The organism is Mesobacillus foraminis (genome assembly GCF_004340465.1).
Taxonomy (GTDB): domain Bacteria; phylum Bacillota; class Bacilli; order Bacillales; family Cytobacillaceae; genus Mesobacillus_B; species Mesobacillus_B foraminis.
In genome coordinates this window covers 388,457-411,538 of the sequence record NZ_SLVV01000001.1, presented here as the reverse complement: position 1 = coordinate 411,538, position 23,082 = coordinate 388,457, and the positions used below count along the sequence as shown (strand labels likewise).

Annotated in this window: 22 protein-coding genes; 17 read left to right on the top strand and 5 right to left on the bottom strand. The window is 43.9% G+C overall.

Annotated features, from left to right (window positions below):
• Positions 1–3 precede the first annotated feature (3 nt).
• The 3 genes from celB (at position 4) to EV146_RS01935 (ending at position 2,729) form a co-directional block, all read left to right on the top strand.
• Positions 4–1,335, top strand: coding sequence for a PTS cellobiose transporter subunit IIC (gene celB / locus EV146_RS01945; protein ID WP_132001217.1), 1,332 nt, complete (start codon positions 4–6; stop codon positions 1,333–1,335).
• 62 nt (positions 1,336–1,397) lie between these two features.
• Entirely contained in the window at positions 1,398–1,721 is a 324-nt protein-coding gene (locus EV146_RS01940; protein ID WP_132001214.1) for a PTS lactose/cellobiose transporter subunit IIA, read from the top strand.
• A 366-nt stretch (positions 1,722–2,087) separates the two neighbouring features.
• A complete protein-coding gene (locus EV146_RS01935; protein ID WP_158286966.1) occupies positions 2,088–2,729 on the top strand; it encodes a histidine phosphatase family protein in 642 nt (213 codons plus the stop codon).
• Between the two features lie 156 nt (positions 2,730–2,885).
• Here the strand turns inward: EV146_RS01935 and EV146_RS01930 are convergent, their stop codons facing one another.
• Complete coding sequence (locus EV146_RS01930) at positions 2,886–3,761, bottom strand: phosphatidylinositol-specific phospholipase C/glycerophosphodiester phosphodiesterase family protein (protein ID WP_132001208.1); 876 nt, start codon at positions 3,759–3,761, stop codon at positions 2,886–2,888.
• Between the two features lie 279 nt (positions 3,762–4,040).
• Between EV146_RS01930 and EV146_RS01925 the strand changes: the two genes are divergently transcribed.
• The 4 genes from EV146_RS01925 to EV146_RS01910 all read left to right on the top strand — a co-directional run bounded on the left by EV146_RS01925 (position 4,041) and on the right by EV146_RS01910 (position 9,171).
• The gene (locus EV146_RS01925) at positions 4,041–4,589 is read left to right on the top strand and encodes a CBO0543 family protein (protein ID WP_338419204.1); all 549 of its coding nucleotides are present in this window, start codon (positions 4,041–4,043) and stop codon (positions 4,587–4,589) included.
• 135 nt (positions 4,590–4,724) lie between these two features.
• On the top strand, positions 4,725–5,726 hold the full coding sequence (locus EV146_RS01920; RefSeq protein ID WP_132001202.1) for a DUF3231 family protein: 1,002 nt from the start codon (positions 4,725–4,727) through the stop codon (positions 5,724–5,726).
• A 906-nt stretch (positions 5,727–6,632) separates the two neighbouring features.
• Complete coding sequence (gene rocF / locus EV146_RS01915) at positions 6,633–7,532, top strand: arginase (RefSeq protein WP_181215901.1); 900 nt, start codon at positions 6,633–6,635, stop codon at positions 7,530–7,532.
• 208 nt (positions 7,533–7,740) lie between these two features.
• Positions 7,741–9,171, top strand: coding sequence for an amino acid permease (locus tag EV146_RS01910; RefSeq protein WP_121609764.1), 1,431 nt, complete (start codon positions 7,741–7,743; stop codon positions 9,169–9,171).
• Positions 9,172–9,489: 318 nt separating this feature from the next.
• Here EV146_RS01910 and EV146_RS01905 read toward each other — a convergent pair whose 3' ends face one another.
• Complete coding sequence (locus EV146_RS01905) at positions 9,490–10,494, bottom strand: LacI family DNA-binding transcriptional regulator (protein ID WP_132001196.1); 1,005 nt, start codon at positions 10,492–10,494, stop codon at positions 9,490–9,492.
• A 309-nt stretch (positions 10,495–10,803) separates the two neighbouring features.
• Here EV146_RS01905 and uxaC point away from each other — a divergent pair, with 309 nt between their 5' ends.
• A complete protein-coding gene (uxaC, locus tag EV146_RS01900; RefSeq protein ID WP_132001193.1) occupies positions 10,804–12,204 on the top strand; it encodes a glucuronate isomerase in 1,401 nt (466 codons plus the stop codon).
• A gap of 112 nt (positions 12,205–12,316) precedes the next feature.
• Positions 12,317–12,985: a fructose-6-phosphate aldolase gene (gene fsa, locus EV146_RS01895; protein WP_121609761.1), complete on the top strand. Its 669-nt coding sequence runs from the start codon at positions 12,317–12,319 to the stop codon at positions 12,983–12,985.
• Positions 12,986–13,051: 66 nt separating this feature from the next.
• On the opposite strand, the gene EV146_RS01890 is transcribed toward fsa, so the two are convergent.
• Positions 13,052–13,342: a J domain-containing protein gene (locus EV146_RS01890; protein ID WP_121609760.1), complete on the bottom strand. Its 291-nt coding sequence runs from the start codon at positions 13,340–13,342 to the stop codon at positions 13,052–13,054.
• Positions 13,343–13,539: 197 nt separating this feature from the next.
• On the opposite strand from EV146_RS01890, the gene ftsZ reads away from it, so the two are divergent.
• The 3 genes from ftsZ to EV146_RS01875 all read left to right on the top strand — a co-directional run bounded on the left by ftsZ (position 13,540) and on the right by EV146_RS01875 (position 15,891).
• Complete coding sequence (gene ftsZ, locus EV146_RS01885; protein WP_132001190.1) at positions 13,540–14,700, top strand: cell division protein FtsZ; 1,161 nt, start codon at positions 13,540–13,542, stop codon at positions 14,698–14,700.
• Between the two features lie 182 nt (positions 14,701–14,882).
• Complete coding sequence (locus EV146_RS01880) at positions 14,883–15,608, top strand: GDSL-type esterase/lipase family protein (protein ID WP_199232649.1); 726 nt, start codon at positions 14,883–14,885, stop codon at positions 15,606–15,608.
• 94 nt (positions 15,609–15,702) lie between these two features.
• Positions 15,703–15,891, top strand: a complete 189-nt coding sequence (locus tag EV146_RS01875) for a hypothetical protein (RefSeq protein WP_158286965.1) — start codon at positions 15,703–15,705, stop codon at positions 15,889–15,891.
• 186 nt (positions 15,892–16,077) lie between these two features.
• On the opposite strand, the gene EV146_RS01870 is transcribed toward EV146_RS01875, so the two are convergent.
• A complete protein-coding gene (locus EV146_RS01870) occupies positions 16,078–16,866 on the bottom strand; it encodes an AraC family transcriptional regulator (RefSeq protein ID WP_132001184.1) in 789 nt (262 codons plus the stop codon).
• Positions 16,867–17,189: 323 nt separating this feature from the next.
• Between EV146_RS01870 and EV146_RS01865 the strand changes: the two genes are divergently transcribed.
• The 5 genes from EV146_RS01865 (at position 17,190) to EV146_RS01845 (ending at position 22,184) form a co-directional block, all read left to right on the top strand.
• Positions 17,190–17,912: a ThuA domain-containing protein gene (locus EV146_RS01865; protein WP_132001181.1), complete on the top strand. Its 723-nt coding sequence runs from the start codon at positions 17,190–17,192 to the stop codon at positions 17,910–17,912.
• 13 nt (positions 17,913–17,925) lie between these two features.
• The gene (locus EV146_RS01860; RefSeq protein WP_132001178.1) at positions 17,926–18,960 is read left to right on the top strand and encodes a Gfo/Idh/MocA family protein; all 1,035 of its coding nucleotides are present in this window, start codon (positions 17,926–17,928) and stop codon (positions 18,958–18,960) included.
• A gap of 2 nt (positions 18,961–18,962) precedes the next feature.
• The gene (locus EV146_RS01855) at positions 18,963–20,000 is read left to right on the top strand and encodes a Gfo/Idh/MocA family protein (RefSeq protein WP_181215893.1); all 1,038 of its coding nucleotides are present in this window, start codon (positions 18,963–18,965) and stop codon (positions 19,998–20,000) included.
• Entirely contained in the window at positions 19,997–20,965 is a 969-nt protein-coding gene (locus EV146_RS01850; protein ID WP_121609755.1) for a sugar phosphate isomerase/epimerase family protein, read from the top strand. Before EV146_RS01855 ends, EV146_RS01850 begins: the two co-directional genes overlap by 4 nt.
• Positions 20,966–21,167: 202 nt before the next feature.
• Positions 21,168–22,184: a DUF1646 family protein gene (locus EV146_RS01845; protein WP_121609754.1), complete on the top strand. Its 1,017-nt coding sequence runs from the start codon at positions 21,168–21,170 to the stop codon at positions 22,182–22,184.
• A 334-nt stretch (positions 22,185–22,518) separates the two neighbouring features.
• Here EV146_RS01845 and EV146_RS01840 read toward each other — a convergent pair whose 3' ends face one another.
• Positions 22,519–22,977 carry a DinB family protein gene (locus EV146_RS01840; protein ID WP_132001175.1) on the bottom strand — a complete coding sequence of 153 codons (459 nt, stop codon included), beginning with the start codon at positions 22,975–22,977 and terminating at the stop codon, positions 22,519–22,521.
• Positions 22,978–23,082 lie beyond the last annotated feature (105 nt).

Genomic DNA, 23,082 nt, shown 5'->3' with positions numbered 1-23,082 from the left:
CCCATGAATAAATTCTTAAGCTTCCTGGAAAACCACTTTATGCCGTTTGCTGCAAAACTTGCTGGACAACGACATCTGGGTGCTTTAAAAGACGGTATCATTCTTACAATGCCATTAATTATCATCGGGTCATTCTTTCTCATTTTAGGGTTTATCCCCATTCCGGGCTATGCGGACTTCATGGCAGGCATTTTCGGGGACCAGTGGCTGGCGAAATTGCTTTATCCAACCGGAGCCACCTTTGACATGATGGGCCTTATCGCAGCCTTCGGGATCGCATACAGGCTGGCTGAAAGATACAATCTTGATGCTTTAACAGCCGGAGCTATCTCTCTATGTGCGTTCTTATTGGCTACTCCATTCCAGGTCATGTTCACACCTGAAGGGGCCGCAGAGGCAGTTGCAGTTGGCGGGGCCATCCCGACAGCATTAATGGGAAGCAAAGGCCTGTTCGTTGCCATGGTGATTGCGATGTTCTCTACGGAGGTTTATAACTGGGTGGTCAAGAAAAACATCGTCATTAAAATGCCGGACAGTGTACCGCCAGCTGTTTCGAAGTCATTCGTTGCACTTATTCCCGGTTTCTTCGTCATCACCATTGTATGGCTTGTTCGTCTGATTCTTGAAAATACAAGCTTTGAAAGCATTCATAATGTCATCGGGGTTCTTCTGGGCGGTCCGCTCAGTGTACTTGGCGGAAGCTTAATCGGATCGATCATTGCCTACATGCTGATCATGCTTCTATGGTCTGCAGGCCTTCACGGGACCAATATTGTGGGTGGAGTCATGAGCCCGATCTGGCTGTCCAACACAGATGCCAACCGTATTGCCTTCCAGGCCGGCGAAGAACTGCCTAATATCTTCACTTCCCAATTCTTTGAGGTATTCGTCAATATCGGCGGTACTGGTGCCACATTCGGGCTGATGATCCTCATGCTGTTCTGGGCCAGAAGCAAGCAAATGAAAGAGCTGGGCAAGCTGTCAGCAGGTCCCGGAACCTTCATGATTAACGAACCGATTATCTTTGGGACACCGATTGTCATGAACCCATTGCTGATTGTCCCGTTTTTCCTGACACCGATCGTCCTGATCATTGTAACGTACTTTGCGATGAGCACAGGCCTCGTTGCAAAACCGGCAGGCATTGCCATCCCATGGACTACGCCTCCGCTTATTGGCGGGTACCTGGCAACAGGAGGCAAAATCTCCGGTGCTGTCATGCAGGCCGTCAACATCGCTATTGCTTTCGCTGTCTACATGCCATTCTTCAAGATGTGGGACAAGATGAAGGTCCGTGAGGAAAACGGCAGCACAACCGAACAGCAGGCAAGCTAAGTTTTTAGCAAAACTCAGCCCCTGTGCGAGTAGGGCTGGGCACTTTATAGGAGGAAATAATAATGGCAAACTTAGAGGAAACAATCTTTCAAATCATTCTTCATGGTGGAAATGGAAAAAGCTCCGCGATGGAAGCGATTGCCGCGGCGAAGACAGGAGATATAGAAGGTGCAAGGGAAAAACTGCAGGAAGCAGTTAATGCCCTAAACGAAGCGCATCACATTCAGACTTCTTTAATTCAAAGCGAGATTCGCGGGGAAAAAACGGAAATTTCCTTATTGATGGTCCATGCACAGGATCACTTGATGAACGCAATCACTATGAAGGATTTAGCGGCTGAATTCGTAGATCTTTACGAAACAGTAAAACAGGCTGCAAGGGCATAATATTTATTTTGGCCCTTCCTGAAATCAACAACAGGATGAACCCTTTTAAAGCAACATTTTTGCAGGTTGCGCCAATAACAGCCTGTCTGACTGGTAATATTTATAACATCTGAACTACAGCAATGAAATCCGCCTGCTATTCAAGGCGGATTTCTGTTATTTTTAACCAAGCTGGGAGAGTGAATGCAAGGACTATAAAAGGTTGCCAAGAAAAATACTGGTGCCATCCGTCCTTCCTGTTGTTGATTACCATAATGAAAATAAAACGTTTATAATGGGATAACAGTACGGGCATCAGTTGATTTCCCATTAAGCAAGTTTTTAAGGATTAGTTTTTTATACTGAAAATAAGGGATGTGTTTGAATTTGGGCAACGAGAAAAAGGTAACGATTTTTTTTGTCCGGCATGGTGAAACTCAATTTAATATAGAAAAGCGAATGCAGGGGCACTGTGATTCACCGCTTACAGAAAAAGGGGTCCTCCAGGCAAAATCTGTCGGAAGAGGATTGTCGGACATAAACTTTGATGCTGCTTACTCAAGCGACAGCCAAAGGGTACTGGATACAGCCAAATATGCCATTGGTGATCGAAATATTCCTTTGACAATTGACCCAAGGCTCAAGGAAATGAACTTTGGCGTTTTGGAATCCCTGCTGGAAGAGGAAATAGTGGAAAGGCACGGGAATATACTCGAAACATTATTCAGCCTTAAAGATTTAAATGCCGCAGCGCCAGAAGGGGAATCCTATGTACAGCTTTTTACACGGACAAAGACTGCAGTTGAAGATATCGTAAAAAAACACTCTTCCCAGGGCGGCAATATTCTAATCTTTTCACATGGGGTAACCATTGGAAACTACATAATGCAAATAACCAAAAGAACCGAGTATCCTGTTCATGAGAATTGCAGTGTTTCAGTTGTCCATTACGTCAATAACCAGCATGAAGTCGAAAAAATCGCTGACACTTCCTATCGTGAGAGTGGAAGCAAGGACCTTAACGGTTAATAAGAAGTACAGGCATGCAGAAAGCCTTGAATGGCGAGAAGACATATGGATAGGGTTTTTACAGCTTAGGCCGTCCCGCTTGAATCTAAATAAATTTGGATAAAAACGAGGCTTCCGGAATTACTGGAAGCCTTGTTTTTATTGAAGCTTTGACGTTTACCAGCCAATATTCGGTTTTGATGCCTCAGGGTCATGTTCTTTCAAGAATTTCTCCAAACCGCCCAAATCATCTGTATTGATAAAATCGACACCAAGTGCCAGGAGTTTCTGCCAAATGGCATCACGGGCAGGCGAGGGAAGGTCTGGAGTAGCCCAAAAGCGGACCTTTTGACCATTTTTATGGGCGTTTTCCACAATAGACTTTAACTTTTCCTGTTCCTTTTGAGGCATTTCCCCAGTTCCTGTCCATGTAAAGTGTTTCGTCCAGTTGTCACTGATCACAGGGATGAACGTATTGGGATCATTTGCCCCAAGGTCGGTCATCCGCCCATCATATCCGGCATACCGGACTCTTTGGTTCTCCATCAAAGCACGTGGCCGGTTTCCGGAAATATAGACAGTTACGGGACCTGGCTTTACACCCGCCGGGATAAATTTAGTCAGCATAAGGCGGTATTGGCTGAGCTGTTCATGAATTTTCCTGTATGCAGCTTCACCTTCTGACTTAATGTCAATCCAAAGGATGAATTCATGGTGGTAGCCAGGGTATACGGAGCCTTTATTGTTTTTAACAATATCTTTTAACGGCTCCAGATAAAGTGATTTTAGTGTGCGGCCGGGCTGTACATCGACTTTGTCATGGGCAACCAGAAGCTCCCCATCTTCAAGCCACACATCTGCCTCAACACTTGTAAATCCATGCTGCAGTGCATCGAATAAAGGACGTGCATGCTCATAATCGTTATGCGCATGTGCTTTAGCAAGCGGAGTTGCCTTCTGTTGGGCCTGATGGTTTTGTGAAGCAGCTGCGTTCGTCAATGGCAGGCTAAAAACAGCCAAAATCAGTGCAAGAGAGAGCAGGTATTTCTTCATTAAAAACCTCCAATAAATTTACTTTAATATGTATGATGGGCGTTGTTCAAATTCCTTATCATAGCCTTAAACTCAACTCCATGTGATTTTAAAACCAGAGATTACTGAACTCGAACAACCCTTCCTGTCCAATAATAGTAAAGGCCTATTAAGCAGGTTTTAAACTGGCGTTAATTTTTTATGAAGGGAAAAGTCCCAGATTTCTTTCAGGCATGAGCGAACCACAGGGACTGCCTCTTTTATCTTCGGTAAATCAACACTGCTCATAAATTTGTGGATATGGGGAAGGCTAATACAAATTTCTGGAGAGGAAAATTCAGCATGCACCTTGCAATTACCCTTTTAACTTTATTAGCATCTTTCAAGTGGGGAAATTGGAGAAACTGGAGAGACTATCATGCTAGCATGTTTTTTATTGCGACATTTGGTCTGCTTTATGAGTATATTGTGAAAGATTATACTTTATGGAAGTTTCATCCCGACTTTCTGTTTGGGCATGAGATGACGGTGATTATATATGCCCTGATTACGATGCCAGTCAGTATTTTTTTATATCTGTCCCATTATCCTGATACGAGGGTTTCACGCTTTATTTATATACTAATTTGGTCAGGGTTCTACATAGCCGTCGAGTTCATTCTTTATTTGTCAGGCAGGATTTCTTATCAGAATGGCTGGAAATTTGGCTATTCCTTTTTATTTGATCTTGTTATGTTCTGGGTTATTGCAGTACATCAGAAATATCCTTTTCGTGCCTATCTTATGTCGATTATAATCATTGTCTTTTTAATTCTCTTCTTTAAAGTCCCTTTTAAGTTTGCTCAATAACTACGGAAGAACCGTTTGTGCCATAACAATGGTAACTTGGCTCGTTTTCAAGTGAGCTTATAAAGATTCTGGCTATTTTTTAATAAAAGCTGACATAAAAGGCTACATTATAAAAAAACATGGAGGCTAGCAGCAATGACTTCAAGTCAAGTACCAATAACATCATCCGAATTGGCTAATTTGTGGATGGCTTATCAAGAAAAAACGATGGTCTTGAGAATTCTTGAACACTTTATTGAACATGCAGATGAGGAAGGCAAGCAATTATTACAATCTCATTTTAATGATGCAGCTAAAAACATTGAGACGATAAAGAGTATCTTTAAGGAGGAAGGAGCCGTTATCCCTGTTGGCTTCACAGAGAATGATGTACATAAAGGGGTTCCCAAACTGTATGACTTTATGTTCGATATCATGTATCTCCACATGATGACCAAGGTTGAAATGAGCCTGTATGCACTTTTTACCGGAATGGCTTATCGAAAAGATATTAAAGACTTTTTTATAAAATTAACAGCAGAGGCACAGCAGATGAACGGGCAGGCGACTTCCCAGCTTTTAGAGAAGGGAGTATTATCACGTCCGGCATTTGTCTCGATGCCCACAGAGGTCAAATTTGTAAAGGACAAAGGCTATCTGGGCGGGTTCAACTGGTTTAGTGAAACAAGATCCCTGAATACAGTTGAAGTCTCGCTGATTCACCATGCTATTGAAACCAATCTTGTAGGGATGCAATTAATGATCGGGTTTGCTCAGGTGGCAGAAGATAAAGAGGTACAGGACTTTCTTGTGGATGGAATGAAATTATCAAAGAAAATCGAAATCGATTTGGGCGAATTTTTGCGCCAGAGTTATATCGAACCGCCTGCAACTCATGCAGGTAAAGCTACCGCTTCAAAGATTGCGCCTTTTTCCGATAAGCTGATGATGTATAATACCAGTCTGCTGTGCTCCTTTGGATTGGGAAGCAATGCACTGGGCGGCGCGTTTAGCCTTCGAAGTGATTTGCCGGCAAAGATGGCACTCCTTGCTAAAGACATATTTACCTATGCCCAGGATGGCGGAAAAATCATGATTAAGAAGGGATGGATGGAAGAACCTCCGCAAGTTGAGGACAGAAACCAGCTTACAAAATAAATTTCTTCCACTTCAAGGAAGGGTAACATCAACTATTTAACAATATCTATATTCCATCCTTAATGGAGAGGGCTGTTCAAATGCAGCCTTTTTTTGTTTGTCGGATTATAACTAAAGAGGCTGCTTGTTAAAGCAGAGGCAGCTTTTTTAGACTGATGGGTTTGAAATATACTCAGTGGGATATGTAAAATGCACTGCCAAAGATGGAAAAAATAATAAATAATAGGAAAACTAATTTGTTATTGCGAAAGTGGATGTTAGATTCTAAAATGCTAACTGCTGAATGCAGTCACGAATGCAGCATGGAAAGCCCCGGGATTGCCACCGAAATCTAAGGACATCATAGGTTAATGGAAAAATGATTGTTAAGTTATTTTAAAATAATGATAGAGATTAAGTGGCAAGCTCCATTCAGAAGGTTCGCTGATTTAAACGCTGTTGGTTTACTTAACGTATACTTTGCCGCCTTAGGTGGAGGTCCGGGCTGTTTTCCTATTTTAACTGCAGCTTATCGTAAGGAAATTTGGGCCATTGACTCCACTGAAGTGCCCATTCTGTTAAAAGCACAATCCTGCAGTCTCATTGTAACTCAGTATGGATGTTTTATAGAAAATACAAACTGTGAGAATCAGCATCAAACTCATAACATCTAATCAATGGGGGATTATAGCCTCCATCACCCGCAGTATTTCCCCGATTTCTCAAAAAAAACTTCACATGTTGTCCATTCTGTTCATGCTCATTATTATCCTAAAAAAATAAAAATCTTACTTTCTAAAGATGAAATTCCTTTAGTAGGGATTAAATTAAATTGCATAAATATTTAAAAAAATGTCGAGTTGAGTCACCTGGCCCTTATCTATTAAACTAAGAGAGAAAAAACTGGGATAGGAGAGAGCTGCCATGATGAAGGAGATATCAGTTATAGGAGTTCCAATGGACCTGGGTCAATTAAGAAGGGGAGTAGATATGGGACCGAGTGCCATCAGATATGCGGGCATGAGTGAAAGGCTTGAAGGCCTCGGATTTACCATTTACGACGAAGGGGATATAAAAGTTGAAATTAAAGAAAGAGCAGACAATGGGGCAGAGACGAGACTGAAAAATTTGGAAGCGGTAACAAAAGGGAATGTAAGGTTAAGTGAAAAAGTTGAGGAGGTAGTCCGATTAAATCGGTTTCCTTTAGTTTTGGGCGGTGACCACAGCATTGCGATTGGAACACTGGCCGGGATAGCCAAGCATAATAAAAATTTAGGAGTGATCTGGTTTGATGCACATGGAGACTTGAATACCGCAGATACATCTCCTTCGGGAAATATCCATGGCATGTCGCTGGCAGTCAGTTTGGGAATCGGGGACTCTTCACTGACCAATATTGGAGGCTTTGCACCGAAGATCAAGCCGGAGAATGTTGTCATTATTGGCGCACGTTCCCTGGATCCGGGGGAAAGAAAGCTGATCCGTGAAAAAGGAATCAGAGTGTATACCATGCATGAGATTGACCGCTTAGGCATGACAAGAGTTATGGAAGAAACCATTACATATTTAAAAGAGCGTACGGACAGTGTCCATCTGTCACTCGACCTGGATGGTCTTGATCCTGATGATGCACCTGGAGTCGGAACGCCGGTGGTTGGGGGCATTTCCTATCGCGAAAGCCATCTGGCCATGGAAATACTGTCCGAGGCAGAAATTGTTACTTCTGCCGAATTTGTAGAAATAAACCCCATACTGGACGAGCGAAATAAAACAGCTGAGGTTGCTGTCGCCCTTATGAGTTCGTTATTCGGAGATAAATTACTATAATCTCGTTTTAGGATCGATCGAGACTAGCAAACTACAAAATGTTTTTCATCATAAGGCCTCCTATTAATCTGTCGAACCATGCATTTGTGGGGCTGCACAAAGCTGGATTTCTTTTGATTTAGCATTTTCGGTTAATACTGTTGGTGCTATGTACTTCCAGCAGGGAACAGGAACGCTTCCAAACTAATCTGAGCAAAGGAGAGTTTGAATGAAAGCAGCTCAAACGAATGAACTAAAGAGGAGCATGAAAGCCAGGCATCTATTTATGATTTCGCTGGGAGGATGCATTGGCACCGGATTTTTCCTGGGTTCAGGCTATACCATTCACGAAGCAGGACCTGTTGGGGCCATTTTCTCGTATCTGGTTGGAGGGCTTATTATGTATCTGACCATGCTTTGCCTGGGGGAGCTCTCGGTTGCAATGCCGGTCTCAGGTTCGTTTCAAACCTATACGACGAAGTTTATTGGTCCTGCTACGGGATTTTCCGTGGGATGGCTGTACTGGCTGGGCTGGGCCGTAACTGTGGCCCTTGAATTTTTGGCAGCGGGACAGCTGATGCTGAGATGGTTTCCCGAATCACCCGTTTGGATGTGGTGTGCTATTTTTGCCTTACTCATCTTTTTATTGAATGCTTTATCGGCAAAAGCGTTCGGTGAAGCAGAGTTCTGGTTTTCAAGCATAAAGATCTTTGCGATCATATTGTTCATTCTTGTCGGCGGTGCCGCCATGTTCGGTTTTATTGATATAAAGGGAGGCCAGGAAGCACCTCTGCTATCAAACTACCTAGCAGAAGGGTTATTTCCCAACGGTGTAACAGCATTGTTAATTACGATGATTACGGTGAACTTTGCGTTCCAGGGGACAGAGTTGATTGGAATAGCTGCAGGTGAAAGTGAAAATCCTGAGAAAACCATTCCTAAATCGATTAAGCAAACGGTCTGGCGCACTCTGTTCTTCTTTATTTTATCCGTGTTCATACTGGCAGGAATGATCCCGATGGAGAAAGCTGGAATTGTGGAGAGCCCGTTCGTGGTTGTTTTGGACAGTATAGGGGTACCCTATTCTGCTGATATCATGAACTTTATTATTCTTACGGCGCTGTTATCGGTTGCCAACTCGGGTCTCTACGCAGCAACACGGATGCTCTATTCTCTTTCCAGGGAAGGAATGGCAAGCCCCGTGCTCGGAAACGTAAATCCAAGAGGTGTTCCGATGAACGCATTGCTTATTACGCTTGCAATTTCGGGTTTATCACTGCTTTCAAGTGTCGTGGCAGCAAAGACCGTTTTTGTCTGGCTTCTTTCCCTGGCTGGACTAGGGGCGCAAATCGGCTGGATTGCGATCACTGCTTCTCACCTTGCCTTTAGAAGAGCATACATCCGTCAGGGTGGAAAGCTTGAACACTTGAAATTCAAAGTGCCACTTTATCCGTTTCTGCCAATTGTTGCCCTGACGGCAAATTGCATTGTGATGGTTAGTCTGGCATTTGACCCGGCACAGAGGATGGCCCTTTATTGCGGAAGCATTTTTTTCATCTCTTGTTATCTAGTTTATTACTTCAGGATTAAAAAGAATCAAAAACTCCATACGATTCAGCAAGAGGTTCAGCTGCAGGAAGGCAAAAACATTGTTATCTAAGCTTGTCTATTTTCGTCTATATTCATAGTGGCAAATAGATATAACAATTGTTAGTAACAAAAGAAAGGAACAGGCTGCGGCAATTGAGATCCAAACGCGTTTCACCCAGAGCCCATGGCACATGCTAAATTAAAGTGGGCACCAAACAGACGGCTGAAATGGAAAAGCGTACAGAGAAGGACCGGCTAAAAAAGCTGGTCTTTTTCAATGGTAAAAACAATTCGGGGTTATTCAAATAACTAGACTGAACGCAAACGAACATAATAAAAATACTGATTTGCTAAAAAAGTCCCTTTAGGAAATAAATCCACAGGAAGCTTACGATTGAAGCTTCCTGTGAATATTCTGTGCGTGTGCACAGGAATTTCGTTCGGTTATTTCCGGAGTCAATATATTTACATAGGGAACAGTATCATCTTTGTGCATATGCGCCATTAAGGTTTTGACAATATGAAAGGCCATATCTTCAACCGGGACACCCACACTTGTGAGTGGTACCTCCAAGTTGGCCATTTGCGGGACATTATCATAGCTGATCACCGAAACATCCTTTGGGATCACCCGGTTTGCCTCCCGCAAAGCCCGGACAACCCCTGCGCTAATATCATAGCTTCCTCCAATCACGGCGGTTGGGGATATGGAGGAGGAAATGAGTCTCTTTGTTGCGAGATAGCCATCGTACCAGTCAAGTCCGTTTGTATTGATGAGGTTCTCTCTGCTGACCGGGAGCCTTAGCCTGGTCATCGCCTTTTTAAAGCCGTAATACTTCTCTTTCTGCCTCTCATCTCCCAGCGAAAAATCACCCACATAGGCAATTTCCCTATGTCCGAGCTCATACAGGTAATTTACAGCTTTCTCCATCGCTTGCTGGTAATTGACATCAACCACAGGGATTGCTTTCTTTTTGGCTACGCCATAGGTGACAACAGGAAACGAAATGGATTCGAACTCTTCTTGATTTCGTTCATCAAAAACAATGATCCCGTCAACATTGAACCGTTTAAACATTTCAAGACTTTCTTTGATGGAATTAATTGAAAGCACCATCGAGTAGGCATTTTTAGAGATTTCCTCATTAATTCTGGTCAATAAGGTGGCAGGGGCGATCCGCTCTATAGTTGGCCATATGAGCCCTATTACCCTGGATTGCTTCCGGACCAGCTGCTGGGCTGCATAATTGGGCTCATACCCCAGCTCCTGTGCAATACCAATAATTTTACTCTTCGTTTCCGGCTTGACAAGGGGACTGTCATTCAATGCCTTTGATACGGTAGAATAACTGACGCCTGCCACTTGTGCTATATCTTTAATTGTAATTGACATATGTACCCGCCTTGTATGTAAAAAAGGATTTATTTATTTAACAACGTTGTTAAAAAGGTGATTATGTTTCATATTTTCACAGGTTATTCTTATAAAGTCAATGTAAATAAAGAGGCATAATTAAATTAATGTATGAAATTTCTTGAAATTAAAAAAGTTCTATTTTAAGATTAATATAAATAATAACAACGTTGTTACAATTACGGGGACGGTTTTTGTCCTTTATTTTTGTACAGGTATGTAAGCGTTATTATGTTTGGGTGGGGACAAGGTACATACAACAATATTAAAAGAAGCAGGTGTGAAAAAATGAAAAAATTTATGGATGAAACGTTTTTATTATCAAATGAAACTGCTGTTACTCTTTACAATACGTTCGCAAAGGATATGCCAATCATCGATTATCATTGCCATTTAAGCCCTAAAGAAATCTATGAAAATAAAAGATTTAAAAATATTACAGAAGCATGGCTGTATGGGGACCATTATAAGTGGAGGGCAATGAGGTCAAACGGAATCGATGAGAAATATATTACGGGGGATTCTTCCGATTATGACAAGTTTCTGGCCTGGGCGGATACAGTCCCGATGAGCATAGGAAATCCTTTGTATAATTGGACCCATTTGGAACTTCAGCGGTTTTTTGGGATTCATGACATCCTTAATTCCAAAAGTGCTCCTGCAATTTGGGAAAAGGTCAATGAACAGCTGACCGGGGAAGGTTTTGGAGCTAGGGACCTTATCAAGAAATCACGGGTTGAGGTAGTTTGTACTACAGATGATCCGGTCGATTCACTGGAATACCATCAGAAACTGAAGGAGGACGCCAGCTTTGACGTGAAGGTACTCCCTAGCTTCCGCCCGGATAAAGGGCTTGAAATCAATCGTGAAGGTTTCCCGCAATGGGTGGAAAAGCTGTCTGCGGCTGCCGAAACAAATATTGTGGAATACGATGACTTCCTAGGGGCTCTTAAGAAAAGGATTGAGTTCTTCCATTCTCTTGGCGGACGCGTTTCGGATCATGCGATTGATACGATGATGTATGAGGAGGCAACGAAAGAAGAAGCAGCGGCAATTTTCGCCAAGGGGGTGAAGGGTGAAACAGTTTCGCTGGAAGAGGAGAAGAAATATAAGTCCTATACCCTTACCTTCCTCGGAAAACAGTATGCAAAGCGTGACTGGGCCATGCAGTTTCATATTCATGCCCTAAGAAACAATAATACAAGAATGCTACAGGAATTGGGTCCCGATACTGGGTTTGACAGCATCAATGACGGTCCAATTGCAAAGTCATTAAGCAGGCTGCTCGATTCACTGGCAAGGGAGGACGCCCTGCCAAAAACCATTCTTTACTCCTTAAATCCCAATGATAACTATATTCTCGGAACCATGATCGGGAACTTCCAGGGAGGAGGAACTCCGGGGAAAATTCAGTTCGGCACTGCCTGGTGGTTCAATGACCAAAAAGATGGCATGCTGGACCAAATGAAAGCATTGGCTAACCTAGGGCTATTCAGCCGGTTTATCGGGATGCTGACAGATTCCCGAAGCTTCCTGTCGTATACAAGACATGAGTATTTCAGGAGACTTATGTGTGACTTGATCGGAAGCTGGGTTGAGAACGGAGAAGTGCCGAACGACATGGAGCTGCTGGGGGAAATTATTCAGGGAATATGCTATCAAAATGCAAAAGAGTATTTTAAATTTTAAATATTATTAGTAAAATAGCGCTTAACTCATTTTTTCCAAAGAAAGAATAGAGTATAATAGAAAGGTCCTATTATTTTACTAATAGCAATTATCACAAGAAGGAGAGATTAGGATGAAGTTTTTTATCGATACGGCTAATTTGGAAGACATTAAAAAGGCATACAAAATTGGGGTCCTTTCTGGTGTCACAACAAACCCTTCATTGGTAGCGAAAGAAGGAGTCAGGTTCGAGGACCGCATTGAGGAAATCCTCCAGGCAGTGCCGGAAGTAGAATCTGTATCTGCAGAAGTAACTCCAGATGCTGTTTCAGCTGAGGAAATGATCCAGCAGGCAGAAGAGTTAATCAAAATCAATGGCGGCGACCCAAATATCACGATTAAGCTGCCTATGACATTGGCTGGTTTGGAAGCTACTCGTTATTTGGCGAAAAAAGGCGTTAAAACAAATGTAACCCTTATTTTCACTGTTAACCAGGCGCTTTTGGCTGCCCGTGCAGGTGCTACATATGTTTCTCCATTCCTTGGGCGTCTTGATGATATTTCTGAAGATGGAGTCCAGCTTGTTGCAAAGATTGCTGAACTGTTCCGCGTCCAAAATCTTGATTCACAGATCATTGCCGCTTCTGTGCGCCATCCGGATCACGTGACTCGTGTAGCATTGGCTGGTGCGCATATTGCTACAATTCCGTTTGCTGTAATTGAACAGCTGACGAAACATCCATTAACAGATCAAGGGCTTGAAAAATTTGCAGCTGACTGGGAAAAGGCTCCAAAGTTCTAAGAACCTGCAAAGGAAAAAAAGCAAAAACCCTCGGGAATGAATGCCGGGGTTTTTGCTTTTTTTGTTTTACATTAAGCTGCGATAATGTTCACTAAATACCTTAAAGAGCCTTTCGTCCCCGCCTCTGTCAGGGTGAAGGGATTTAAGGAGCTTTTTAAACTCTTTCTTTACCAATTGGTTATCTGCATGCAGGTCTAAGCCTAGTAAAAGGCTGGCGTTAAAATGTTGGGAACCAGTCATCTCATACTCTGCTTTTAACATTTTCCTTAACGAGCGCACTTTGATTTGCTCGATGCGCAGCGCTGTTCGCAGTTCTTCTATTTCGCCTATTAATTCGAGTTTTTCGTTGCGGTCCATTGAATAATCTCCTATAACCTTACTCCGGTGCCAATGTAATCATAACACGAAAAATTTTGAGAAAATTAACATCTCTATGTTAATTAAGTTACGAATATTTGACTAACTTAACAATCCCTTTGCAAAAGAAAGGGGATCCAAATCCCATGCTATACTAATAGAATAGGCAATTTTGGACACGATTGGAGGTACTGCAAATGTTAGAATTTGATATGAACTCAGACCAATCAGCCATCATAAAGGTGATTGGAGTTGGCGGTGGCGGTAATAATGCCGTTAATCGCATGATAGAAGATGGAGTAGAGGGCGTAGAATTTATTGCAGCCAATACGGATGCACAAGCCTTAAAATTATCCAAAGCGGAAGTGACCATGCAAATTGGGACAGCTTTAACAAGGGGGCTGGGGGCAGGTGCCAACCCGGATATAGGCAGAAGGGCAGTGGAAGAAAGCACAAAGCAGATCCAGGATGCTCTAAAAGGAGCAGACATGGTTTTTGTTACTGCCGGAATGGGCGGCGGCACGGGGACAGGAGCTGCTCCGGCGATTGCCCAGATCTCCCGGGAACTAGGAGCCTTAACCATCGGCGTTGTTACCAGGCCTTTTTCTTTTGAGGGCCGGAAACGGGCAGCCAATGCAGAACGAGGCATTGAAGAAATGAGAAAAGCGGTGGATACGCTGATTATTATTCCAAATGACCGCTTATTGGAAATCGTCGACAAAAAGACACCAATGCTGGAAGCCTTCCGTGAAGCTGATAATGTTCTCCGCCAGGGAGTCCAGGGAATTTCAGATTTAATTGCTGTACCAGGATTAATCAATCTCGATTTTGCCGATGTAAAAGCGATTATGTCCAATCAGGGGACAGCCATTATGGGGATTGGTATCGCTTCCGGCGAAGGCCGTGCAGCGGAAGCAGCTCTTAAGGCCATATCCAGCCCGCTGCTTGAGACCTCCATCAGCGGAGCCCAGGGAGTACTTATGAATATCACAGGGGGCAGAAACATAAGCCTGTATGAAGTTCAAGAAGCGGCAGATATTGTGGCTACCGCATCCGACGAAGATTTAAATATGATATTCGGATCGGTCATCAATGAAAACTTAAACAAAGAATTGATGGTAACAGTCATTGCAACAGGTTTTAAAGACAAGGAAGATATACCGGTCAATGAATCTCGTGGCCCTTCCCATGCAGTATCCTACACCGAACCTGATCCATTGGAGAAAAGACCATCCCCTACATATGAATCAAGTACTGAAAATTATCAGATAGAGGAAGAAAGAGGGTACGGAGAAGCTCCCGATGAAGTTCCTGCATTCCTGAGGAAGCGGAACAATCGAACCCGAAACAGAATTTAAGTTATACATTATAATAATGATGAAAAACGGCAGGCAAAGGGCTTGCCGTTTTTTTATTTGCGAAAATCCTCCCTGCCTGAGTTAATTCCAAGGTGGTTAAAACCTTCTTCACATGGGTAGAGAAAGACATCATTGACCCTGGGTCATTGGTGAAATTCTAGTTAACAAAGGAGCTCCAGGAAATGGATTTTAAACGAATATCATTTATTATTGGCGGCATGGTGATCGCTTTATTGGCAGGGGGTTTTTTCGGCGGCAGGATTGCTGCGGACCATTTAGTCGAGAAAACACTGAAGGAAAACTATCAGCAGAGAGTGGAGAGCTGGCAGGAAACGAATAAAACCTTAAAAGCAGGAAGTGTTGTGTTCTTAGGGGACTCCCTTGTCGAGTTCTTTCAGGTCAATGAATACTTTGAAGGTGTTACAGCCATTAACAGGGGAATCAAGGGAGATACAACAGAGGGAGTTTTAAAGAGGATGAAGGAAAGTGTCCATGATGTAAAGCCTTCAAAGGTCTTTCTCCTGATTGGGACAAATGACTTGGGAATAGAGGAAAAAGAACCGGAATACATCGTGAACAATATCGGTAAAATTGTACAGGAGATCAGGGATCATAATCCAGGGACGAAAATCTACATACAATCGTTATATCCTGTCAATCATTCTGACGCCAAAAAAATAGACAAAGCTGACGTTGGCAGCCGCACAAATAAAGATATCACCTTAATTAATGAAGGATTAAAGAAATTATGCGAGGCGGAAGGCATTACCTATATAGATGTCTACTCTAACCTTTTAGATGAAGATCGGATGCTGGATCTCGATTATACGCGTGAAGGGCTGCACTTAAACGGGCAGGGGTACCGAAAAGTTGTCGAAATATTAAGGCCCTATATAGAAGAAGCTTAATTGTGCTAACGATTTAAGAAAGAAGGCAATGCATTAGGGTCTGTGCGGAACAAAACGGAGATAGAGAATCCTCGAAAAGGTCGTCATCGGGGTGATGAAGACCCAAACGGAGAAAGAGAATTCTCGAAAAGGTCCTCATCGGATGTATGAAGAACAAAACGGAGAAAGAGAAACCCCGAAAAGGTCCTCATCCGGGGTGATGAAGACCAAAACAGAGGAAGGGAATCCTCGAAAAGGTCCTCATCGGATGTATGAAGAACAAAACGGAGAAAGAGAATTCTAAAAAAGGTCCTCATCGGGGGTATGAAGACCGAAACAGGAGTAGAGAACCATGCACATCATTACGGTTATGAAGGACAAAGTGGGGAAAGAAAATTTTAAAAATGTTCGTAATTTAAAGGAGTTTAAGGGCGCAGTAGAGAAGTATATAACGCCCTTAAATGTCCGGGGCTGTGAGATTGGAACTGCCTCAATGCGGCAGTCCCTTATCCTTTCGGCGGTATTGGCCGGGAGGAACGCCGTACCTTTTTTTGAAAACTTTATGGAAATAGGGATAGGAGCCAAAACCGCAGTCAATAGCTATTTGATCAAGTGTCAGAGAAGTGTATTTCATTCGTTCGATTGCCGCTGACAAGCGGACTTCCTGTGCGTATTCCATGATTGTGCTCCCGACACTGCTCTTGAATAAATGTACAGTTCTGGATACACTCAGACCGGCGTGCTGTGCTACGTCCTCTATTTTAAAGCCTGTTGTGGCATATTCCTCAATGTAACGCATCATCCGGATCACCGGATAAGGGTGCTGGTAGGTGTGGACCGTTTCATGGACCATCCTCTCAATCGTTAAACAGAGTGCCCGCAGCAAATGGCCTGTAAGCTCCTCATGCTGGCTTAAATCGGGACGCCGTTTTTCAATCATAATGTACCGCCACAGGGACAGCAGCTTTTCATCCAGTTCAATACGGGAAACCAGAGGTTTGGGCGAACAGTTCCACCATTCGTCTGCCCAATCTCCTTCTATGCTGAGGTGGTAGTCAGCGCTGTTTGAGCCTTCCGAGACCAGCAATTCGTAATGGTCGCCGGGCTTGATCAGCAGCAGATCCCCTTTTTCAATGGTCTTTTTCTGCCCTCTCACTACCACTTCACAGGAACCCTCTGTCTGCAGGCGGAATAGGTAGGCGGGGAAACCGGTTTTATATTGTGAATGATATCTCTGAGTGTGGTATGAATAGCCGCAAAATAATATATTCGTTTTCATAGCCTCTCCTGTTTTATAAAAATAGCAAAATAGTAGATGTTTTGATTATATCATCTATGTTTATATACACATAAATAAAATAAAATGTAATCAAATAGGAAATGTTCACAGATATATTCGGCTTTAAAAGGCCGGCCAATGGATAATGATTATCAAAATACATATAGATGCACAAACAGGAAAGGGACAACCGGGTAATCAAGATAATCTCCCGTACCGGAAGTTCAATATTTTCCACCCTGTTTGTCAATGTAAGCAGTTTCATTCGTTTTATTAATCTCTAAAATAGAGTTTAAATAAACCTCACGAAGGAGTGTATAACGATGGTAAAAGTAACGGTCTGGAATGAAAATCGCCATGAACAGAAAAACCCGGTGGTAAGGGATATTTATCCTGAAGGGATTCACGGTGCCATTGCTGGATTCCTGCAATCAGAAGGCTTCGAAACAGGCACTGCAACGCTCGATGAACCCGAGCATGGCTTGACGGATGAAGTCTTGGAAAATACCGATGTCCTGGTCTGGTGGGGCCATCTGGCACACGGAGAAGTGAAGGATGAAATCGTCCAGAAGGTTCAGCAGCGCGTTTTAGACGGAATGGGCCTGATTGTCCTTCATTCCGGCCATTTCTCTAAAATCTTTAAAACATTGATGGGAACCAGCTGCGACTTAAAGTGGCGTGAAGCAGATGAGAAGGAGCGCCTGTGGGTAGTAAGCCCGAGCCATCCAATTACTGAAGGAATCTCAGAATATATCGAACTGGAAAAAGAGGAAATGTACGGAGAGCATTTTGATATTCCTCAGCCTGATGAACTGATTTTTACAAGCTGGTTTGAAGGCGGGGAAGTCTTCAGAAGCGGCTGCACCTATACACGCGGGAACGGCAGGATCTTTTATTTCCGCCCAGGGCATGAAACTTATCCGACCTATCACAATGAGCAGATTCAGCGGGTCATCATAAATGCTGTCAAGTGGGCTAAGCCTGTGAAGCGGGAACGGCCTGTTTACGGAAACGCAAAACCATTGGAAGTCATTAAAGAGAAGTAGGGGGAAGGGAACTGTGGAGAAGCTAAAAGTTGGAGTTATTGGATGTGGGAGCATTGCCCAGCACCGTCATTTACCGGAATATGCAATGAATCGAAATGTTGAACTTGTGGCCGTTTGTGATATTAATGAAGCAAGGGCAGCCGAAATCGCCGAAACATACGGAGTCAAGGCTTACAGTGATTATAACGAGCTCATCAAGAATGCAAATGTGGATGCAGTCAGTGTATGTACCCCAAACTACCTCCATGCCCCTGTTTCGATTGCGGCTTTGGAAGCGGGAATTCATGTACTGTGTGAAAAACCTATGGCGACCTCAAGAGAGGAAGCAGAAGCAATGATCGCTGCTGCCGAAAAAAGCGGCAAGAAATTAATGATTGCCCACAATCAGCGCTTTGTTCCATCCCATCAAAAAGCACGGGAACTGATTGCAAACGGGGAAGTTGGCAAGATTTACAGCTTCCGGACAGCATTTGGCCACGGCGGTCCTGAAGGCTGGAGTGTTGAGGGCAAAGAAGGCTGGTTCTTCCAGAAAGAGAAGGCGTTTGTTGGAGCAATGGGTGACCTTGGCGTCCATAAAACAGATATGATTCGCTATGTACTTGGAGAGGAAATTACCGAGGTTGGCGCATTTGTGGAAACGAATGCAAAGGATTTTGCCGATGTGGATGACAATGCGGTGTGCGTGCTGAAAACGGAAAGCGGCATCATCGGTACACTGGCTGCAAGCTGGGCTTATAACAGCAAAGAGGATAACTCGACCATTATCTACGGCGAAAAGGCGATTCTCCGCATGGAGGATGACCCGGTAAATTCGCTGGTGGTTCAATATGCCAATGGAGATATAGTAAATTATCAGCTCGGCAAAATTCAGTCAAATGACGAGGGCGGACAAAGCAACTCCCATGTAATTGAGAAGTTTGTCCATTCCATCCTCTCCAATCAGGAACCGGCAGTTCCAGGTGTAGAAGGAATGAAGTCTCTGCAGGTTATTTTGGCGGCTCTTCAATCGAACGAAACGAAACAAATTATAAAAGTAAAGGCGGACTAATTTTGACAAAACTGCGGATTGGGATCATTGGGGTTGGCGGCATTGCCCAGGGGCGCCATATCCCGGCTTTTCTTGAACTGAGTGACCGGTGTGAAGTAACAGCATTAAGTGATGTTAATTTTACGCGAGCTAAAGAGGCGGCGGATAAATTTGGAGTTCCTTTCGTGTTTGAAGATTATCATGAACTCTTCAAAGTAGTGGATGCCGTCTGCATTTGCACGCCGAATAAATTCCATGCGGAAATTACGCTGGCGGCATTTCAGGCAGGCGTTCATGTCATGTGTGAAAAGCCTATGGCATTGAGTGCAGCAGAATGTGAGCTGATGCTTGCAGCTTCAAAGCAAGCCAATAAGGTTCTGGCAATCGCCTATCACTACCGTTTTATGAAGGAAGCCCAGGCGGCAAAAAAACTTATGCGGGAGGTAGGGGCGCCGCTTGTGACCAGAATCCAGGCGTTAAGGCGGCGCAAAGTCCCAGGCTGGGGTGTTTTTACCAATAAAGAGCTGCAGGGCGGAGGGAGCCTGATTGATTATGGCTGTCACCTTCTGGACCTTGCATTATGGCTGATGGGCAATCCAAAGCAGGTCACGGTCCACGGGAGCGCGTACAATGCCCTGAGCAAAACCCCAGGACAAGTGAATCTGTGGGGGGAGTATGACCACAATACATTTAATGTAGACGACCATGTAACGGCATATATTACATTTGAGACCGGTGCATCCATGCTGTTTGAAACATCATGGGCGGCAAATGTAAAAGATGACCAGGAACATCTCAGCATCTCTGGGATCGAAGGAGGGCTAAGCGTCTTTCCGCTCGAACTTTATACTTCTAAGAATGGTGTCCTGTTTGACAGTAAGCCGGCGGTACTGCCAGGAGAAGAAAATCCAGGAGTTCCACAGGCAAAGAATTTTATCGACGCTTGCCTTGGGCTTGGTGAGCTGACAGTTAAACCAGAGGAAGCGCTGCAGGTTTCACAGATTATTGATGAGATTTATAAAAGCAGCCAGACCATCCACAGGGAGGAGATGCCAATATGAAACTAGGTGTATTTACTGTACTATTTGCCGACAAGTCATTCGAAGACATGCTGGATACGGTGAAGGCAGCAGGGCTGCATGCAGTCGAAATCGGTACAGGCTGCTATCCCGGAAACAGCCATTGTGATCTTGATGCCTTGCTCGAAAGTGAAGAAGCAAGATCGCAATATATGCAAAAGATTCGTGACAGGAATCTAACCATCTCGGCGTTCAGCTGCCATGGAAACCCGATTTCACCTGACGCGGAGTTTGCAGGGGAATGTCATGATACATTGCTTAAGACAATCAGGCTTGCCTCCCTGCTTGAGGTACCGGTCGTCAACTGTTTTTCTGGAACAGCCGGAGACCATGAAGGGGCCAAATACCCGAACTGGCCTGTTGCTCCATGGCCAAACGAATACGGCGATGTACTGAAATGGCAATGGGAGGAAAAATTGATTCCTTACTGGAAAGAAGTCGGCCAGTTTGCGAAGGAGCATAATGTGAAAATTGGACTTGAGCTCCATGGTGGCTTCCTTGTCCATACACCATATACACTATTGAAGCTGCGTGAAGAAACCTGTGATGCAATTGGAGCCAACCTTGACCCGAGCCATCTTTGGTGGCAGGGAATTGACCCGGTTGCAGCGATTAAAATCCTTGGCAGGGAGAATGCGATCCATCACTTCCATGCAAAGGATACTTATATCGACCAGGAAAATGTGAACATGTATGGATTAACCGATATGCAGCCATATGGGGAGGTTCAAACAAGAGCATGGTCCTTCCGGTCAGTGGGCTGCGGCCACGGGCTGAAGGAATGGTCAGACATGATGAGTGCTTTAAGGACATACGGATATGATTATGTCGTCAGCATTGAGCATGAAGATCCGATCATGTCGATTGAAGAAGGTTTCAATCGTGCAGTCAGGAACCTGCAATCCGTTTTGATCGAGGAATCGCCTTCCCAGATGTGGTGGGTATAGGATTTAACTTTTAAACGGCAAGTGAGGTAGAAAGTCTCCCTGTTTTAAGGGACCGGCTTTCCTCGCCTGTCGTTTTTTATTGCTTAAAAAAATGACCGTAAAGAAAGATTGTCCGATTCCACGCATATACATAGGAAGTCCAAGTCCGCTATTTAGTCAGATGCAGATGCTAAAAAGGATTTCATAAATGGAGTGGTTCGTGATGATGATTGGATTGATGGCAATCTTGCTTCTTGTCTTGCTGTTGCCGCTGCTGTCGAGGCCGGTGGAAAGCAATCTTGAAATCTTCATGTTTGCAATGGGAGTGTCTGCCGCTTCCGTCAGCGGTGTCATGAATCCCCCTATATTTGTCAAGGCAGCAACAGATCCCATTAAGATCACTATTGCGGTATTAACGGCCGGCTTGTTGTTCAAATGGTTTCAGAAGCCTTTACACTGGGGGATTTCCAGAGTCATTCAGGCTCTTTCCTTTAAGCTGTTTATCGCTCTGGCTATTACTGTTTTGGGAATACTATCAAGCATGATTACGGCGATTATTGCTGCGCTGATCCTAGTTGTAATTGTTCAGTCACTTCCGCTTGACCGCCAGTCTTCAATTCGCTTTGTTATCCTGGGATGCTTTTCAATCGGACTGGGTGCAGCTTTATCACCAATCGGGGAACCGCTCTCCACCATTGCCATCAGCAAGCTGGGAGAGGATTTCTTTTTTCTTATGAGATTGGTTGGACCCGAGATTATCGCAGCACTAGTGATTTTCGGGGGAATTGCCGCTCTTTTGATCCGGAAATCAGATGTTAAAGAGGGATTAAACAGTCCAGTATCGAACAGGGAAAGCTACGATGAGATTATTTCACGCTCCATAAAGGTGTATTTTTTTGTAATGGGCCTGACACTTTTGGGCGAAGGCTTTGAACCAATGATTAACGAATATTTCCTGGGGCTGGATTACAGTGTGATGTATTGGATCAATATGATTTCTGCCATCTTGGATAACGCAACGCTGACAGCGGCTGAAGTTAGTCCGGCCATGGATGATGTCACCATTAAGTCCATATTATTAGGACTGCTGATTAGCGGAGGAATGCTGATTCCCGGCAATATCCCCAACATTATTGCTGCCAGCAAGCTTGGCATTACCAGTAAAGAATGGGCGCTGTTTGGCGTTCCGTTTGGACTGCTGCTTATGGCTGTTTATTTTTTTGCAGTCATTGTGAGGTAAGGGGAGGAAGAAACTCTAAGGTTCACCCCTTTTCCATTTCGGAGAGGGAATATCAAGATGGAAGCGAGCCTGACCCTCCCTTTAAAAGATGGAGAGAGAAGGCAAGGTCGTGATATGAGCGCACCCCCTTTTACGGTGATGAGGAGGAAATGCAAAGCCGGGAAGCGAGCCCCATCTCTCTTGAAAAGTGATGGGAGGGAAAGCAAGGATCGTGATGAGAGCCAGGTTTCTCTGTAAAAGGATAGGGGAGGGAACGCATTCTCAGACCGATTTCTAGCAAAATTTTAGAGTATGAAATAGGAGCCCCAGCTGTGCTGAGAGCTCCTATTTCATGCTATGAGCGGCTTACGAAGAACGGCAATGTTTCGATTCCAACTAAGCGGGCATACGTAAATAATTGTCCTTTATGATGAACTTCATGGTCTTTTCCGTTTTCAAGCAAAACCATGCCAGGCATGTTCATACCGTAAAATTCCACCGTCTTGGCCAATTGTTCTTCTGTAAGAGACTCGAGATCTGCTTTCGTTTGGTCTGTTTCTGCCTGGATGATATCTTTTAATTCATTGACGGTCCGAACCGCTTTTTGCTCTGCTGGCGGAGTGAATGTCCCGTTTTTCACTGTCTGCACGAACATTCCGGTGGCTCCTGTTATATGTAATACAAGCTCGGAAACGGACATAGCGTTATCCCAAGGTTTGTAATCAAGATGCTGATCTTCAAAGGTTTCTACTAATTCAATCAGTGCTTTGCGGTGGCTGAGCCAGCCTGCGACAAATCCATCTAAAATGGCCATTTTTCGTCCTCTCCTTTTAAAAGCAATTTTATCCCACTGGAAAATTATATAACAGTTCATACTTTTAACCAAATAGCCGGCTTAGTAGCTGACAATAAAAATATC

Bases quoted from the DNA above. Each gene is read 5' to 3' on its own strand.
- celB (WP_132001217.1), top strand. From the start codon at position 4: ATGAATAAATTCTTAAGCTTCCTGGAAAACCACTTTATGCCGTTTGCT.
- EV146_RS01940 (WP_132001214.1), top strand. From the start codon at position 1,398: ATGGCAAACTTAGAGGAAACAATCTTTCAAATCATTCTTCATGGTGGA.
- EV146_RS01930 (WP_132001208.1), bottom strand. From the start codon at position 3,761: ATGAAGAAATACCTGCTCTCTCTTGCACTGATTTTGGCTGTTTTTAGC.
- EV146_RS01925 (WP_338419204.1), top strand. From the start codon at position 4,041: ATGGGGAAGGCTAATACAAATTTCTGGAGAGGAAAATTCAGCATGCAC.
- EV146_RS01920 (WP_132001202.1), top strand. From the start codon at position 4,725: ATGACTTCAAGTCAAGTACCAATAACATCATCCGAATTGGCTAATTTG.
- rocF (WP_181215901.1), top strand. From the start codon at position 6,633: ATGAAGGAGATATCAGTTATAGGAGTTCCAATGGACCTGGGTCAATTA.
- EV146_RS01910 (WP_121609764.1), top strand. From the start codon at position 7,741: ATGAAAGCAGCTCAAACGAATGAACTAAAGAGGAGCATGAAAGCCAGG.
- EV146_RS01905 (WP_132001196.1), bottom strand. From the start codon at position 10,494: ATGTCAATTACAATTAAAGATATAGCACAAGTGGCAGGCGTCAGTTAT.
- uxaC (WP_132001193.1), top strand. From the start codon at position 10,804: ATGAAAAAATTTATGGATGAAACGTTTTTATTATCAAATGAAACTGCT.
- fsa (WP_121609761.1), top strand. From the start codon at position 12,317: ATGAAGTTTTTTATCGATACGGCTAATTTGGAAGACATTAAAAAGGCA.
- EV146_RS01890 (WP_121609760.1), bottom strand. From the start codon at position 13,342: ATGGACCGCAACGAAAAACTCGAATTAATAGGCGAAATAGAAGAACTG.
- ftsZ (WP_132001190.1), top strand. From the start codon at position 13,540: ATGTTAGAATTTGATATGAACTCAGACCAATCAGCCATCATAAAGGTG.
- EV146_RS01880 (WP_199232649.1), top strand. From the start codon at position 14,883: ATGGATTTTAAACGAATATCATTTATTATTGGCGGCATGGTGATCGCT.
- EV146_RS01875 (WP_158286965.1), top strand. From the start codon at position 15,703: ATGAAGACCCAAACGGAGAAAGAGAATTCTCGAAAAGGTCCTCATCGG.
- EV146_RS01870 (WP_132001184.1), bottom strand. From the start codon at position 16,866: ATGAAAACGAATATATTATTTTGCGGCTATTCATACCACACTCAGAGA.
- EV146_RS01865 (WP_132001181.1), top strand. From the start codon at position 17,190: ATGGTAAAAGTAACGGTCTGGAATGAAAATCGCCATGAACAGAAAAAC.
- EV146_RS01850 (WP_121609755.1), top strand. From the start codon at position 19,997: ATGAAACTAGGTGTATTTACTGTACTATTTGCCGACAAGTCATTCGAA.
- EV146_RS01845 (WP_121609754.1), top strand. From the start codon at position 21,168: ATGATGATTGGATTGATGGCAATCTTGCTTCTTGTCTTGCTGTTGCCG.
- EV146_RS01840 (WP_132001175.1), bottom strand. From the start codon at position 22,977: ATGGCCATTTTAGATGGATTTGTCGCAGGCTGGCTCAGCCACCGCAAA.